Origin of the sequence: Spirosoma taeanense (assembly GCF_013127955.1) — a bacterium.
In the GTDB taxonomy this organism is placed as follows: Bacteria; Bacteroidota; Bacteroidia; order Cytophagales; family Spirosomataceae; genus Spirosoma; species Spirosoma taeanense.
In genome coordinates this window covers 3,476,640-3,491,765 of the sequence record NZ_CP053435.1, presented here as the reverse complement: position 1 = coordinate 3,491,765, position 15,126 = coordinate 3,476,640, and the positions used below count along the sequence as shown (strand labels likewise).

General features: G+C 53.2%; 9 protein-coding genes, 1 tRNA gene and 1 pseudogene. 5 read left to right on the top strand and 6 right to left on the bottom strand.

What is annotated here, in order from left to right; all coding sequences use genetic code 11:
- Nucleotide 1: 1 nt before the first annotated feature.
- Nucleotides 2–331, bottom strand: coding sequence for a DUF6883 domain-containing protein (locus tag HNV11_RS24220; RefSeq protein WP_394353866.1), 330 nt, complete (start codon nt 329–331; stop codon nt 2–4).
- A pseudogene (gltB, locus tag HNV11_RS14540) lies at nt 328–4,913 on the bottom strand (glutamate synthase large subunit). Before gltB ends, HNV11_RS24220 begins: the two are co-directional and overlap by 4 nt.
- A 461-nt stretch (nt 4,914–5,374) precedes the next feature.
- Between gltB and HNV11_RS14535 the strand changes: the two are divergent.
- The gene (locus HNV11_RS14535) at nt 5,375–6,565 is read left to right on the top strand and encodes an SGNH/GDSL hydrolase family protein (RefSeq protein WP_171740352.1); all 1,191 of its coding nucleotides are present in this window, start codon (nt 5,375–5,377) and stop codon (nt 6,563–6,565) included.
- Nucleotides 6,566–6,618: 53 nt separating this feature from the next.
- Here HNV11_RS14535 and HNV11_RS14530 read toward each other — a convergent pair.
- Nucleotides 6,619–6,691, bottom strand: a tRNA-Lys gene (locus HNV11_RS14530).
- Nucleotides 6,692–6,768: 77 nt separating this feature from the next.
- Nucleotides 6,769–7,611 carry a dihydropteroate synthase gene (gene folP, locus HNV11_RS14525; protein ID WP_171740351.1) on the bottom strand — a complete coding sequence of 281 codons (843 nt, stop codon included), beginning with the start codon at nt 7,609–7,611 and terminating at the stop codon, nt 6,769–6,771.
- Nucleotides 7,612–7,725: 114 nt separating this feature from the next.
- On the opposite strand from folP, the gene HNV11_RS14520 reads away from it, so the two are divergent.
- The 3 genes from HNV11_RS14520 (at nt 7,726) to HNV11_RS14510 (ending at nt 10,071) form a co-directional block, all read left to right on the top strand.
- The gene (locus tag HNV11_RS14520) at nt 7,726–8,307 is read left to right on the top strand and encodes a DUF1599 domain-containing protein (protein ID WP_171740350.1); all 582 of its coding nucleotides are present in this window, start codon (nt 7,726–7,728) and stop codon (nt 8,305–8,307) included.
- Between the two features lie 38 nt (nt 8,308–8,345).
- Complete coding sequence (locus HNV11_RS14515; protein WP_240163445.1) at nt 8,346–9,491, top strand: BT_3928 family protein; 1,146 nt, start codon at nt 8,346–8,348, stop codon at nt 9,489–9,491.
- Between the two features lie 73 nt (nt 9,492–9,564).
- A complete protein-coding gene (locus HNV11_RS14510; protein ID WP_171740349.1) occupies nt 9,565–10,071 on the top strand; it encodes a shikimate kinase in 507 nt (168 codons plus the stop codon).
- Nucleotides 10,072–10,136: 65 nt separating this feature from the next.
- Here the strand turns inward: HNV11_RS14510 and HNV11_RS14505 are convergent, their stop codons facing one another.
- Nucleotides 10,137–11,705 carry a PorV/PorQ family protein gene (locus HNV11_RS14505; RefSeq protein WP_171740348.1) on the bottom strand — a complete coding sequence of 523 codons (1,569 nt, stop codon included), beginning with the start codon at nt 11,703–11,705 and terminating at the stop codon, nt 10,137–10,139.
- A gap of 139 nt (nt 11,706–11,844) precedes the next feature.
- The gene (locus HNV11_RS14500) at nt 11,845–13,113 is read right to left on the bottom strand and encodes a pilus assembly protein (protein ID WP_171740347.1); all 1,269 of its coding nucleotides are present in this window, start codon (nt 13,111–13,113) and stop codon (nt 11,845–11,847) included.
- A 265-nt stretch (nt 13,114–13,378) separates the two neighbouring features.
- On the opposite strand from HNV11_RS14500, the gene proS reads away from it, so the two are divergent.
- Nucleotides 13,379–14,851: a proline--tRNA ligase gene (gene proS, locus HNV11_RS14495; RefSeq protein WP_171740346.1), complete on the top strand. Its 1,473-nt coding sequence runs from the start codon at nt 13,379–13,381 to the stop codon at nt 14,849–14,851.
- Nucleotides 14,852–15,126: the final 275 nt, after the last annotated feature.

Genomic DNA, 15,126 nt, shown 5'->3' with positions numbered 1-15,126 from the left:
GTCAGTTTGGAGGATATAACGTTATAAATTTAGTTATTTCCTCATCTGCATCTCTCATCCAGATCGTTTTCACCCAGATGGGCCGTCTACTTGGACTGATCAGCTGACCCGTTACGCTGTAAGACATACCATAACGACTGGTTCGCTCCAAAACAGCTTCCGTATGCTGAACAAGTGCTATTAGGTCTTGACTTAACTTGGACAAGTTTGCTAGAGAATAACCGGCCCCGGTTAAGTAGTTCGACTTATCATTCTTTGGCAGCGAAACAAGCAGGTACTTCGTTAACTTGGTTTCTGCGATATGATACGGAGGTGGCAGAATCAGGCTCACCCGTGGGTCACATCCACGACAATATCCTGATAAACGACGTTTTTATCGCGAATCTGTTCGGCCAGCGAAATACCCCGTTGAGCCAGCGCCTTGCGGAAATCTTCCGGCATCACCTTCACGAACTGACCAATCAGGTTTGCCCAGTCCTGCATCAACGCCAGCGCTACGTTGCTGGTGGTGTACTGGAAATGCTTGTCAACGTATTCGCGAACGATCGCCTGATCTTCTTCCGTAAGAGCCTCCAGCGTTACCATTTCGGGATTAACCTTCGAGGCAAACGTACCATCCTGATCCCAGACGTAAGCCACACCGCCCGACATGCCAGCTGCGAAGTTGCGGCCTGTCTGTCCCAGGATGATGGCCAGACCGCCGGTCATGTATTCAAGACCGTGATCACCCACGCCCTCGACTACGACCTTCCCCCCTGAGTTACGAACGCAGAACCGCTCGCCCGCCATACCCCGGATAAAGGCTTCGCCCGACGTCGCACCATAGAACGATACGTTACCGACGATGCTGTTTTCTTCGGGCTTGAACGTAGCCGTCCGGTCCGGATAGACAATCAGCTGGGCTCCGCAGAGACCTTTGCCGAAGTAGTCGTTGGCGTCACCCTCAAGCTCCAGTTTTATCCCGCTCGTGCCGAACGCGCCAAAGCTCTGGCCCGCCGTACCACGCAGTTTAATATGGATAGTACTGTCGGGCAGTCCCGGACCACCATATACTTTGGAAATCTCATTGGAGAGCATCGTCCCGATACTCCGGTCGATGTTCTGCACCGGGAACTCAGCATAGACTGACTCGGCTGATTCCAGAGCCGGTTTGGCAACTTCGATCAGTTTACGATCCAGGACGTCGTCCAGGTAATGGTGTTGCTCTTCCTGCTTGTAGAGCGCTACATCCAGGTTGGTTGGCTCTTTATACAGCAGAGCGTCGAGGTTAATGTTCTTGTATTTCCAGTGTGGAAGATCGGAGCGGAGTTCAAGCATCTGTGCCTGACCAATCATCTCATTCACTGTCCGGAAACCGAGTTCCGCCATGATTTCGCGCAGTTCCATCGCCAGGAACGTAAACATATTCACGACGTGCTCAGGCTTACCCGTAAACAACGCACGTAGCTCCTTATTCTGCGTTGCCACGCCCACCGGGCAGGTGTTCAGGTGACACTTCCGCATCATGATACAGCCAGTAGCGACCAGAGCCGCCGTGGCTACACCGAACTCTTCGGCACCCAGCAGGGCCGCCACGGCCAGGTCGCGGCCCGTCCGCATCTGTCCGTCGGTTTGTACGGTTACCCGTCCGCGGAGCTTGTTGCGAACCAGCGTCTGATGGGCTTCGGCCAGACCTAACTCCCAGGGCAGACCAGCATGGCGAATGCTCGACAGGGGAGAGGCTCCCGTACCGCCATCGTGACCTGAAATCAGGATGTGGTCGGCGTGGGCCTTGGCTACCCCGGCCGCAATCGTGCCTACGCCGGCCTCCGATACCAGTTTTACGCTGATGCGGGCATCGCGGTTCGCATTTTTCAGGTCGGAGATGAGCTGGGCTAAGTCTTCAATCGAATAAATGTCGTGGTGGGGCGGGGGCGAAATCAGACCCACGCCGGGCGTTGAATGGCGGGTCCGGCCAATCCAGTCGTCGACTTTAAAGCCGGGCAGCTGACCACCTTCGCCGGGTTTCGCACCCTGCGCCATTTTAATCTGCAGCTCGCGGGCGTTAGTCAGGTAATAGCTCGTTACGCCGAACCGGCCCGAAGCGACCTGTTTGATGGCTGAGTTCAGACTGTCGCCGTTTTCGAGCGGCTTATACCGCAGCTCGTCTTCACCACCTTCGCCGGAATTGCTCTTGCCGCCGATGCGGTTCATGGCAATGGCCAGCGTTGTATGGGCTTCCCACGAAATTGATCCGAACGACATGGCACCCGTTGCGAACCGCTTGAAGATGTTCTCGATTGGCTCAACCTCGTCGAGTGGCACGGGTGTTGCTTTCTTGAACTTCAGCAGACCGCGTAACGTAATGGCTTTCTGCGTCTGGTCGTTAATGAGCTTCGAGTACTTTTTGAAAATCGAGTAGTCGTTCCGCTGCGTGGACTGCTGCAGCAGGTGGATCGTGTCGGGATTGAAGATGTGTCGTTCACCCCGCTGTTTCCACTGGTAAACACCACCTACTTCTAGCCGTGGATTCGCCACCGGAGCCGATGGAAAGGCGATGCAGTGCCGAACCAGAATCTCGCGGGCAATCTCGTCCAGTCCCATACCACCAATGCGCGAGACTGTCCCCGTGAAGTAACGGTCTACCACGTCCTTGTTCAGGCCCAGACATTCGAAAATCATCGCGCCCTGGTACGACTGAAGCGTCGAGATGCCCATCTTCGAGAAGATTTTGAGCAATTCGCCATTGACCGCTTTAATGTAATTTCTGTAGAGCTTGTCGAGGTCGTAATCTACCTGCAGCAGCCCCTTTTCTTGCATGTTGGCAATGGTCTCGAAAGCCATATAGGGGTTTACGCCCGAAGCACCGTAGCCGATCAGCGTCGCTACGTGGTGGGTTTCCCAGACGTCACCGGCTTCAACAACCAGCCCAACCTTACCCCGCAGTCCTTTGTGGATGAGGTAATGGTGAATCGCCGACGTAGACAGTAGCGACGGAATCGGAGCGTGGCTGGAATCAATCGCCCGGTCGGACAGTACCAGGATCGAGTAGCCATCCTGAATGGCATCTTCGGCGTAACGGCAGATCCGTTCCAGCGCCCGTTCGAGCGATTTACCGTTTCCATCGGCCGTAAACAGACAGTTGATCGTTTTGGCCTGGAACTTCGGCTTGTCAATGAACCGCAGTTTGTCGAATTCCTGGGTGGTAAGCACGGGCTGATCAAGTTCTACCTGGCGGCAATGCTCGGGCGATTCGCTTAGCAGGTTATAGGTCGCGCCCACAAACGAGATAAGCGACATGATCGCCCGCTCCCGGATGGAGTCAATGGGCGGGTTGGTAACCTGCGCGAAGAGTTGCTTGAAGTAGTGGCTCAGGTGTTGGCTCTGCTCCGACAGCACCGCCAGGGGTACGTCGGTGCCCATGGAACCAAGGGCTTCCTTACCCGTCTCCACCATCGGCGCCAGGATCATCCGTAAGTCTTCGGACGTAAAGCCGAAGGCCTGCTGCATCCGAAGGAGCTTGGCCGGATCGTAGTGGTTGTACGACCGGATAGGCGCTTCAAGGTCTGAGATGCGGATTTTATTCTGGTCCAGCCACTCCTGATACGGCTTGCGGGAACTGATGGACGCTTTGATCTCCTCGTCGGAAACAATCCGTCCCTGCTCCATATCGACCAGGAACATCTTACCGGGCTGCAAACGACCTTTCGACACTACCTTGGCCGGATTGATGTCCAGTACGCCCACTTCCGAAGCCATGATGACGATGTCTTCGTTGGTGACCCAGAAACGCGAGGGGCGCAGACCATTCCGGTCGAGTGTTGCGCCGACGATGCGACCGTCAGTAAACGAAATCGAAGCCGGACCATCCCAGGGCTCGATCAGGGCTGCATGATATTCATAGAATGCTTTCCGGACGGGGTCCATGTGCTCGTTACCATCCCAGGCTTCGGGAATGAGCATCATCATAACGTGTGGCAGCGACCGCCCGCTCATCACCAGCAGCTCAATGGCATTGTCCAGGTTGGCGGAGTCCGATTGTTTGGGATCGCAGATGGGCAAGAGCATATCCATCTCATCCTGGGTAAACTTGCTGGATTTGAGCAGACCTTCGGCGGCCTTCATCCAGTTGACGTTACCCCGCACAGTATTGATTTCGCCATTGTGAGCGATATACCGGAACGGTTGCGCCAGCTTCCACGAGGGGAATGTGTTCGTCGAAAACCGCGAATGCACTACGCCAAGGGCCGAAACGACTTCTTCCTGCTGAAGATCGGGGAAGTAAGGCTCCAGTTGCAGCGTTGTCAGCTGCCCTTTATAGGTAATGGTCCGGCAGGAAAGCGACGAGAAATAAAACGTGTCAACGCCCGCTACCGTCTCGTTAATAATACGGGTGCTGTAATTGCGAAGAATGTAAAGTTTACGCTCAAAGTCGTCGGGGTTGGTAATGTCAGACGGGCGTTTGATGAACACCTGCTCCATCTGCGGTTCGGCCGAACGGGAGCCATGACCCAGGTCCGTGTTGTTTACCGGCACAACCCGGTAACAGAGCAGTTCCAGGCCCAGCTTTTTCATGTTCCGGTTCAGGATGGCCCGGCATTCTTCGCGCAGCCATACGTCCTTCGGAAAATACACCATACCTACGCCATATTCGAGCGCGGGGGGAGGTGGACGCCCAGCTTGCGGGTTTCGTCCAGAAAAAACTCGTGGGGAATCTGAATCAGCAGACCAGCGCCGTCTCCTGAATTTGCTTCGGCACCCACTGCACCCCGGTGTTCCATACGCCGAAGCATCTGAAGGGCATCCGAAACAATCTGGTGGGATTTCCGCCCTTTTATATGGGCGATAAAGCCGATGCCACAGTTGTCGTGTTCAAATTCGGGGCGGTAAAGGCCCGGGCTGGATTGTCTTTGTTGGTCAACCTGGTCAGACATGGTCGTACAGCGTTGGGTTATGTCGTTGTTTATCACTCGCTTTGCGAAAATGATAAAAATCAACGTCGATTATTGAGAAAATAGAAATCTATAGACGTCCCGGCGGGGAATCAATTCCGAAGATAAAGGCCAGGGTGACGGGCGTTTGTGACAAAGTCTTGCAATATACTACCAAAAAAATTTGGCAAAAACAGGCTTTGTCGAAATTTTATAATCAATAAGCATTATTACCATTATGATTATAATTGTTCTTGAAAAGTGAATATTGTCTGGCCTAAACGGGCGCCTTTTGGTCTTATTATGCGTGAATGTTATGCACAGCAGTACGTATCAGAATGACCAGCGAACCTCGGCTTAGTCTAAAAACTGGGGAGATTCTATAAAGTTGGCTTGCCAACGAGCGGTGGAAAGGACAGGCGGCCCCAGCGATAGGTAGGGTTCAGTAAAGGTTTAAATAAACAATGACTGCTTTTCAGCGTACTCTGATTGGTTTACTATTTATTGTCTTATTATTTACCATTACACTCGTTCGCACGGAGCTATTTGCCATTAGCGCAACGGGCGTTTGGCTGTTTAAATGCCTGGTAACCGGGCAGTTCCTGTTGCTTACAGTCTTGATAGGCCGGCTGGCCAAACAGCCCTGGTGGTTTTTCGCCGGATTATTTATTCTACTTGAATTGGGCGTATGGGCCTTTGCGTATCGATTGGCCGAAGGGCAACATCAGCATAGGCGTGGACGCCGTTTCGTTCAGGAGGTCGTGGATGGTTGGGATAAGAACCTGATTCAGTATGATCCGGAGCTTAGTCAGTACGACCCCGCCCTGTTTTATACGCTGAAGCCAAACTTGCAGAATGTAGTCTATAAAAGCGGATTCGAAATAAATACCCCAATCCGGACGAATGCGCTGGGCGTTCGTGACGATGCGGCCTCTTTAACAAACCCTACCATCATTATCCTAGGCGATTCGTTTACGATGGGGTGGGGGGTTGCTGATTCAATTTGCTACGCATCAAGGCTGGAACAGCAACTGGGCCGTAAAGTACTGAATGCCGGTATTTCCTCCTTTGGAACGGCCCGCGAATCCATGTTGCTCAAGCGTATTCAGCGCGATTCCTGCCGGGTGCTGGTTGTTCAGTACTGCGTAAATGACCAGCCCGAGAACGAAGAACTGGCGCTGCAGACGTTTAAACCTTCACCCCGGGAGCGGTATGATGCCGCTGTTCGTTACAATACCCTGACGGCCGACTATTATCCGTTTAAATATTTGTATGCTGTGCTCAGAGCGCGGATGCAGCGAATGACAATCAAAACCGCCGGTTTGCCGGGGCCGACTGGCAGGCAGATAGCTCGAACGAGACGCAGTTTGTCGCCGGAGGAATCGTTTTTCTATGCCATCCGGCGTATTCGCCAGGATTATAAAGGGCCAATTATTATCACCTGCCTGAATCCCAACGGAACGGGCCCCGAAACAATACAGGCCTTTCAGTCTTACCTGATAAATGATCCCTTGCCAGGAGTTTATCTGGCGGATGTCTCGGGTGTTCTGACGCCTACGGATTATTTTATGCTGGACAACCACATCAATTCGTCAGGGCATCGGAAAGTGGCCCGGCAACTGGCGGAGGTGATCCGCGCCAACAGGCTGCTGTAAGGAATTATAAAACGTCAAAAGCCGCCCATAAGAGCGGCTTTTGACGTTTTTAGTGATCCGGCTGGGATTCGAACCCAGGACCCATACATTAAAAGTGTATTGCTCTACCAGCTGAGCTACCAGATCGTTTTTCCCATGACAACCGGTCGTTGTCGTTTGGGAATGCAAAAGTAGGGCTTTGATTCACTAAACGCAATAGTAGCCTAAAAAAAAGTTAGATTTTGGGTCAGTTTTACGGCCTCAACAGCCTCTCGTACGTCGTGCACGCGCAGGATTGAAGCGCCTTTCATTAGGGCTACGGTGTTCAGGACCGTAGTGCCGTTGAGCGCTTCTTCAGCGGTGATGTTCAGGGTTTTCCAGATAGTGGTTTTACGTGAAAGGCCAACCAGCAGCGGCTCGTCAAACTGCCTGAACGATTCGAGCTGACTCAGCAGAGAAAAATTTTGGGCGGGCGTCTTGGCGAACCCAAAACCGGGGTCCAGAATGATGTCTTTAGCGCCCAGCGCCCGCAATCGGGCCAGTGGCGTAGCCATCTCGTCGATCACCTCCGTAACGATATTCTGATACGTAGCCAGCGACTGCATGGTCTGGGGTGTTCCCCGCATATGCATCAGGACATAAGGGACCCCTAGTTGAGCCACCGTTTCGAACATGGCTGTGTCGAGGGTGCCGCCCCCAATATCGTTGATCATAGCTGCGCCCGTCTCAACGGCCTGCCGGGCCACCGACGCCCGGAACGTATCAACCGAAATAAGTGCTTCGGGAAAGCTGTCGAGGATAGCCTCAATGACGGGCAGCACCCGGTCGGCTTCTTCGGCGGGACTGATGTCGGCTGCGCCGGGCCGGGTCGAATAACCGCCGATGTCCAGAAACGTGGCGCCCTCGGTCAGCATGGTTTCGGCGGTAGCCACCGTTTCGTCCAGCCCGATTCGGCTTCCGGCAAAGAAGGAATCCGGGGTTGCATTCAGAATACCCATCACCGCCGGCGTGGTCAAATCGACCAGCCGTCCCCGGCAGTTCAGCGTTTTTTTTGTACTTTTGAACACAGTTCAGTTTGAGGTTTGTCGTTTAAACCGGACCGCCGGGCGGTTTGGAGTTGAAGCGAGCGGAGTACCGTCAAACGTCAACCTACAAACCGCAATCGCGGACCGTTTTAAATTATGTCCACTACGGAAACCGAATATCGGCAGGTCATTCAACGATGCAAGGATTTATTTCTGAAAAAAAACCAGGATTACGGTACGGCCTGGCGAATTCTGCGTTTGCCGAGCATTACCGACCAGATTTTCATCAAAGCGCAGCGAATCCGAACGCTGCAGGAAACCGGCGTTAGTCGCGTTGGCGAAGGAATCGAGCTGGAATTTGTAGGCATCATCAATTACTGCGTTATGGCGCTGATTCAGCTTCATTTTCAGGTTGAAATCAGCCGCAGCAGCGAACACAACGGACAGCCCCGGATGGATATTCCGACCGACGAGCTCGAGCAGCTATACGACGCGCAGATCGGCCGGGTCATGGACTTGCTGTTTGCCAAAAACCACGATTATGGCGAAGCCTGGCGGGACATGCGCATCAGCTCCATGACAGATATAATTCTGATGAAGCTCCTGCGTACGAAACAGATTGAAGATAATTGCGGCAATACGCTGGTGTCGGAAGGCGTTGAGGCCAATTATATGGACATGATCAATTACGCGGTTTTTTGTCTGATAAAAAGTAGTGCGGACCGAATGGCCGTATAACGATCCATTGCCGTTGGCGTTCCGACGGCCTTATCTGTATGAATACAACAACTCCGCAGCCTAAAATCAAGACCGGCACCCAGCCCATGCTGATTGCCGCCCGCATTGCCCGCTTCCTGGTCGGGATTGTCTTTATTTTTTCGGGTCTGATCAAACTCAACGACCCGGTTGGCACACAGATTAAGTTTGAAGAATACTTTGAGGTCTTTGCACAGGATGTGCCTGTGCTGCACGATTTTTTCATGGCGTTGGTGCCATTTACGTTAGCGATGTCGGTACTATTCTGCGCGGCCGAAATCATTCTGGGTGTAGCGCTCCTGGCGTCCTATAAACCCAAGCTAACGACCTGGCTCCTGTTCTTCCTGATCGTCTTCTTTACGTTCCTGACATTCTATTCGGCTTATTTCGACCGCGTAACGGACTGCGGCTGCTTCGGCGATGCCATCAAGCTAAAACCATGGACCTCATTCGGCAAGGACATTGTGCTGACGGTGCTGATTTTGTTTATCATCGGGCATCGCAATCGGATAAAACCCCGTAATACCGGCTGGCTGGTCGCCCTGACGACGGTACTGACGCTGGGGCTGGGTATTTACGCCATTTCGTTCCTGCCCCCGCTCGATCTGCTGCCCTATGCTGTGGGGAAAAATATTCCGGCCCAGATGAAGCCCTCGGAGCCGTTACGTTACAAATACATTATGGAAAAGGACGGTAAAACCAGCGAATTCGAGCAGTATCCGTCCGATCCGGGCTATAAGTTCAGGGAGATGGTGCTGATCAACGAAAGCGCCAAGCCCAAGATTACGGACTACCGCGTCTGGAACGACGAAAGCGATTTCACGCAGGAGACGTTCGAAGGCGACAAACTGTTTATCATTGTCAAGAACACCACCGACATCGATGCGGGAAGCCTGCCGGCCATTCGCGAGCTGGTTGAAGGGTTGCAGGGATCGAGCGTTAAGCCGTATATCCTGACATCCGTCAGTGACGATCAGATTCAGGCGTTCTGCAAGGAGTTTCAGTTAACGAATGTGCCGTATTACAAAGTTGATGCAACGGTTCTGAAAACGATCATGCGCTCAAATCCGGGTACGTGGCTGATGCACAATGGCGTGGTGCGTGGCAAATGGCACTACAATACAACGCCCGACGCGGCAGAGGTTAAAAACTTGGTGAATGAGTGAATGAGTGAATGAGTGATTCGCTGACGCAAGCCTTATTCACTCAGTCACTCACTCGCTCATTCGCTCATTGCGAATGAAAAACATCTTCTTAATCGGTATGCCATCGTCCGGCAAGAGCACGCTGGGCAAGCGCATTGCCGATGTACTTCATTACCGGTTTATTGATACCGATAAACTAATCGTTCGGGACGAGGGGCGCTCGATCCCAGCCATCTTTGCCGAATCGGGAGAGACTTATTTCCGGGAAGCCGAACGGCGGATACTGCGCACGATCCGGCCCGGCGATAGTCTGGTAGTATCAACGGGCGGAGGGATGCCCTGCTTCCACGACAACATGGCGTATATCAACGCTACGGGCGTATCAGTGTTTCTGGACGTACCCGTCGAGACGCTGGTGCAGCGGATGGTGGCGCACGCGCAGGACGACCGACCGCTATACAACGCGAACGATCCTGACCTGATTAATGATCTGCGACAGCGTTACGTAAGCCGGTTGCCGTTCTATAGTCAGGCTGACATAACCCTTCCTGGCGAAGCCACCGCCGATGATCTTCTGGAAGAAATCGGCAAGTGGTTATAAACAGGAAGAGGTAAGCACCCAGCTTACCTCTTCTTATAGCTACCAAGTCTTTGCTTTTAGGTTTCCTAGAAGAACACACCTACTGATAAGGTAACGTTTGTCCGCTGGGCAGACGTCGCTACGGTTGGGGTATCCTGATCGTTAGGTAGTTCATAGGGAGCCAGGCCCGACTTAAAGGTATAATAACTGCCGGCGATGTCGGCGAAGAAGCGCTCGTTGCGAATGCCCAGGCCCGCAGTAAACAGCACCTTAGCCCGATCTTCCGGAACAACACGGAAGAGGTTCAGCTTATACGCCGTTGGAAAATAACCAGCCCCTGCCCGTAAGCGTAGGAGGCCCGCCCGAACTTCGGCCCCGGCCCGGAAGTTAACCACATTCTGATACCGGTCCTGCACCGCCAGGCGCACATCATTGCGGAAATCGGTATTCCCCTGCACATCAAATTCGGTCGTCCGAACGCGCATACCACCATACCCAACGTATTCTGCCGAGGCTGTAATCAGACCGATCTTGTTTTTACCCAGAAAGTACGTTACGCCCCCCGATGTCCGAAACGGCGACGTGAGCGAATACGTAAAGGTCGGCTCCGGCGCGATGGCGATGTTGTTGTTATTGGTCTGCAGGTTGGGGTTTATGGCCTGTGCCGACAGCGTCTGGCTATAATCTTCCCGTACTCCGTAGAAAGAAGGCGAATGGAGCGAAGCGCCAATCTGTAAACTTGGATCAAGTTTGTAAATCAATCCGAACGATAGCTGAATACCGTTCCCCGTTACGTCGAGCACACTGTTACGAGAGTAACCACTAAAGGCCCGGCTACTCTGCACTGACTCATTCAAGGTATAGTCGGAGTTGTACCGCAGGCGCGTGAGGGCCAGAGCACCTCCAATATAGAGCTTATCATCGAGGTTACCCGAGTAAGCGATCGTCCACTGCGACTGGGCACCCGTGCGGGTCAGCGTCGCCCGCTGATTGAGTGGCTGATTCGGTGAATTATCGAAGCGGGTATAAGGTGGTCCGGCCGAGCCGTTGTTGTATTCCGTTGGGTTGATCAGATAGAGCTGATAAGCGGCTCCGGCTCCCGACGCGGCTGAATTCGTATTGGAGTTATACTCATTATCGAGATCCGTGCTGTTGATGTTCCGCGCGTTCGCATCGTTAATATACTGCTGCAGAAATGACGAGTTATTGTTCCGGTTTAGCCCGGCAGCATCGATTGTCTCGTTGAAGTTAAGTGACTGCGAATAGGAAATGCCCAGGGCTGACCGGCGCCACCGACGGCTGCCGTTGTTGCCACCAGCCAGCACCAGACTAAACTGCCCTACACTTCCCTTATTCTTGAGTCCGGTTGTGCTGCTGCCCAGAAAGTTACTTTGGTTGCTGGTGATATTAAACGAAGGGCTGATGCTCAGCTCGGAGCGGTTATAAAAGCCCAGACCGGCGGGGTTGCCGAAAATGGAACTGGCATCTCCACCGAGGGCGGTCTGGTTGCCACCCATTCCCCGAAAGCGGGCCGTACCGTTGATAACCTGATCGGAATAGCGAAATGCATCATCGGCATAGTCAACAGCGGGACCCTGCCCAAACGAAGCCTGCGTGATCAGGGCGGTAACGAAGAGAAAACTGATTTTTTTCATGGTATTATTCAGGAATGGAGCGTCTAATACCCGTAAGACAAAACTCGTTGGTGAGTGTTTAACGTCTCCATGCTATAAAACGAAAAATCCCGCCGATTGTCGTCGGCGGGATCGAAATTCGTTAAAAAGGGACTACCGGTTAGCGTGGGCCGCGCGAGCTTCCTCCACCTGATGAGCTACTACCACCTGAGTATCCGCCACTACTGCTAGGCGCGCTGTAACTTGGTGAGCTGCCCCGGCTCTGGCTTTGGTACGACGGTTGCTGGTAGGTTGGTTGCTGATAGGTCGGCTGCGTCCGCTGTTGATAGCTGGGCTGCTGGTAACTACCCCGGCTGCCGCTGTACCCATCGTTCGAGGGCGAGTAGCTGCCCCGGCTGTTCTGACGAGGCCGGACGTAATAATCGCTCGAGGACGTGCTGTTGCTATTATAAGACGGCGCCGTCGAAGGTGCGTTATTGAACGAACCCGAACGACCACCGCTGGCCGTGCCATTATCGTAGTAGTAGCCACCCCGGCTGCTGTTCTGGCGGGGACGGGCGTAATACGGATCGCTGGAGTTAGCCGTGCTGGTGCCCGAGCCGTTATACCGACGTCCGCCACTGTTAGGATCATTGGAACGGGGAGCGTTCACAAACCCATCATTATAACGGCCAGATGAACGGTCATAACGCGAGTTATACGTTCTCCGGTATGGATCCGCTCCGGATACAACTACGTTGTTGTAATAAGCCGGGCGACCAAATCCACCGTAGAACGGTGAATAGAATGGGCTGTAAAAACTATTGTACGCGTAGAACGGATCGTAGTAGCTGCCGAATCCACCGTAGCCAAACGGACTATACCCGTAACCGAACGGGCTGTAGGCATAACTGTTGTAAAACGGTGAATAGAACGGATTACCGAGCCCGAACGAAAAGCTGTTATAGCCATAGCCAAACGTACTCAGGCCTAAGCCCAGACCCAGGCCGTTGTAGAAACCGGTGTTGTTAAAGCCCCAGCGGTTCCAGCTATAGGCCGAAGTCGACGCAGCATTGTAACCGTTGACAAAGCCGGAGTTGTAGGCATTCGTGCCGACGTCACTCCAGCCCGGATCGGCCGACAGGCCCCGGTTCAGTTTGCGGGCGCTCAACTCGGTGTAATATTCATCCGTATTGGCGCTATAGCCCTGCTGTTCGTCGGTATAATCCGGATTGGCGTTACGGTATGCACGTTGCTGCTGACGGGATGGCCGTGCAGCCACCGACGAGGGATCAGATGAGTTGCTGGCATAAACCTCCGCATTACCGGAGTTGCCATACAAATCATCCGTCTCGCCAGCGTTCTGGGCGGTCTGAAGACTGGAGGAACAGCTCCAGAACCCCATCAGAGCAGCCAGCGTCAGGTAGCGATATAGACGTTGGGTTTTCATTTGGCAAGGGAAATTTAAGTAAAAGATCGTGATGAGAATCGTCTCGTATCCATAACGCAGGCCCAGACGGAATGATTACAAAAATAGGATAAAAACCTATATTTGCAACTTTTCAATCTATTAGACTCCAAATTACGGGTTAAGGTTTAACCTATCAGAAAAAATAAATGTACGTCAGCTTCGGATGATCTGGTTCAGCGCGTTTCCTTGCGAAAACAACTGGTCGGGGCTGGATCTGCAGCGTTCATTGTTTAACATCCCCAACATGGCAAAAGCGATTCCTTCCCGGAGTGAAAACTATTCCGAGTGGTATAATGAGTTAATCAAAAAGGCTGATCTGGCCGAGAATTCGGCCGTTCGGGGCTGCATGGTCATCAAGCCCTATGGCTTCTCGATCTGGGAGAAAATGCAGCGGGCCTTGGACGATATGTTTAAGGAAACGGGCCACAGCAATGCGTATTTCCCGCTGTTCATTCCGAAGTCGTTTCTGAGCAAGGAAGCCTCCCACGTCGAAGGCTTTGCGAAAGAATGCGCCGTGGTGACGCACTACCGGCTCAAAAACGCCGAAGACGGTTCAGGCGTGATCGTGGACCCCGAAGCCAAGCTTGAAGAAGAACTGATTGTACGGCCGACATCCGAAACGGTAATCTGGAGTACGTACAAAAACTGGATTCAGTCGTACCGCGACCTGCCGCTGCTCATCAACCAGTGGGCCAACGTCGTGCGCTGGGAAATGCGCACGCGGATTTTCCTCAGAACGACCGAATTTCTCTGGCAGGAGGGGCACACCGCCCACGCCACCGCCGACGAAGCGCAGGCTGAAACCCGACAGATGCTGGACGTGTATGCGCAGTTTGCGGAGGAATGGATGGCGATGCCGGTTATCAAAGGTCACAAAACGCCAAACGAACGGTTTGCGGGTGCCGACGATACGCTGTGCATTGAGGCCATGATGCAGGACGGCAAGGCGCTGCAGGCCGGTACGTCGCACTTCCTGGGGCAGAACTTCGCCAAAGCGTTCGACGTGCAGTTCCTGAACAAACAGAACCAGCTGGATTACGTCTGGGGCACATCCTGGGGCGTTTCAACGCGGCTAATGGGGGCGCTTATCATGGCCCACTCTGACGACGATGGGCTGGTGCTGCCGCCGAAACTTGCGCCCATTCAGGTTGTGATTGTGCCGATCTACCGGAACGACGAGCAACTGGAAGCCCTTTCGGCTAGGCTCAAGCCGCTCGTGCAGGAGCTACGTAAGGCGGGCATTTCGGTGAAATACGATGACTCGGACGCGAACAAACCCGGCTGGAAATTTGCCGAGTACGAACTGCGCGGAGTTCCCGTGCGGCTGGCTATGGGCGGGCGCGATCTTGAAAACGGCACCGTCGAAATTGCCCGGCGCGATCTGAAAACCAAGGAAACCGTGCCGTTCGAGGGTCTGACGCAGCGCATCAAAACCCTGCTGGATGATATTCAGCGGACTATTTACGAAAAAGCAAAAGCTTTCCGGCAGGAGAATACGTTCAAGGTGGATACGTTCGAACAGTTTCAGGAGCAGATCGAAAAAGGAGGATTTCTGCTGGCGCACTGGGACGGTACGTCGGAAACCGAAGAAGCCATCAAAGAAGCGACGAAGGCTACCATCCGCTGTATTCCCTTTGATCAGGAAGACGAAGTGGGCGTTGACATGTTTTCCGGCAAACCCTCAAAAGGTCGGGTCGTTTTCGCGAGAGCCTATTAATCTTCTGGTTTAAATTCTTTAAGAACAGCCTGATGCAACCCGTGTCAGGCTGTTTTTATACCGGTAGTACCTGACCTAACATGGCTGGAATTCGGCGGAACATCAGCAAAGTCGTTTTGCCGACCTGAATAAGCTGGTAATTATTCAGGAAATTTCACCTGGACAGGCTTTTGTCATTCTTTTATTCTCGTTTGCGGGTAGCCGATCGGTAGGTTGCGTACATTGCCCGATAATTGGGTATTGTACAGTTCGCTCCAATGACGCAACCAGGTACA

Excerpts from the sequence above, each read along its gene's own strand:
- HNV11_RS14535 (WP_171740352.1), top strand. The coding sequence starts at position 5,375 with ATGACTGCTTTTCAGCGTACTCTGATTGGTTTACTATTTATTGTCTTA.
- HNV11_RS14520 (WP_171740350.1), top strand. The coding sequence starts at position 7,726 with ATGTCCACTACGGAAACCGAATATCGGCAGGTCATTCAACGATGCAAG.
- HNV11_RS14515 (WP_240163445.1), top strand. The coding sequence starts at position 8,346 with ATGAATACAACAACTCCGCAGCCTAAAATCAAGACCGGCACCCAGCCC.
- HNV11_RS14510 (WP_171740349.1), top strand. The coding sequence starts at position 9,565 with ATGAAAAACATCTTCTTAATCGGTATGCCATCGTCCGGCAAGAGCACG.
- HNV11_RS14505 (WP_171740348.1), bottom strand. The coding sequence starts at position 11,705 with ATGAAAAAAATCAGTTTTCTCTTCGTTACCGCCCTGATCACGCAGGCT.
- HNV11_RS14500 (WP_171740347.1), bottom strand. The coding sequence starts at position 13,113 with ATGAAAACCCAACGTCTATATCGCTACCTGACGCTGGCTGCTCTGATG.
- proS (WP_171740346.1), top strand. The coding sequence starts at position 13,379 with ATGGCAAAAGCGATTCCTTCCCGGAGTGAAAACTATTCCGAGTGGTAT.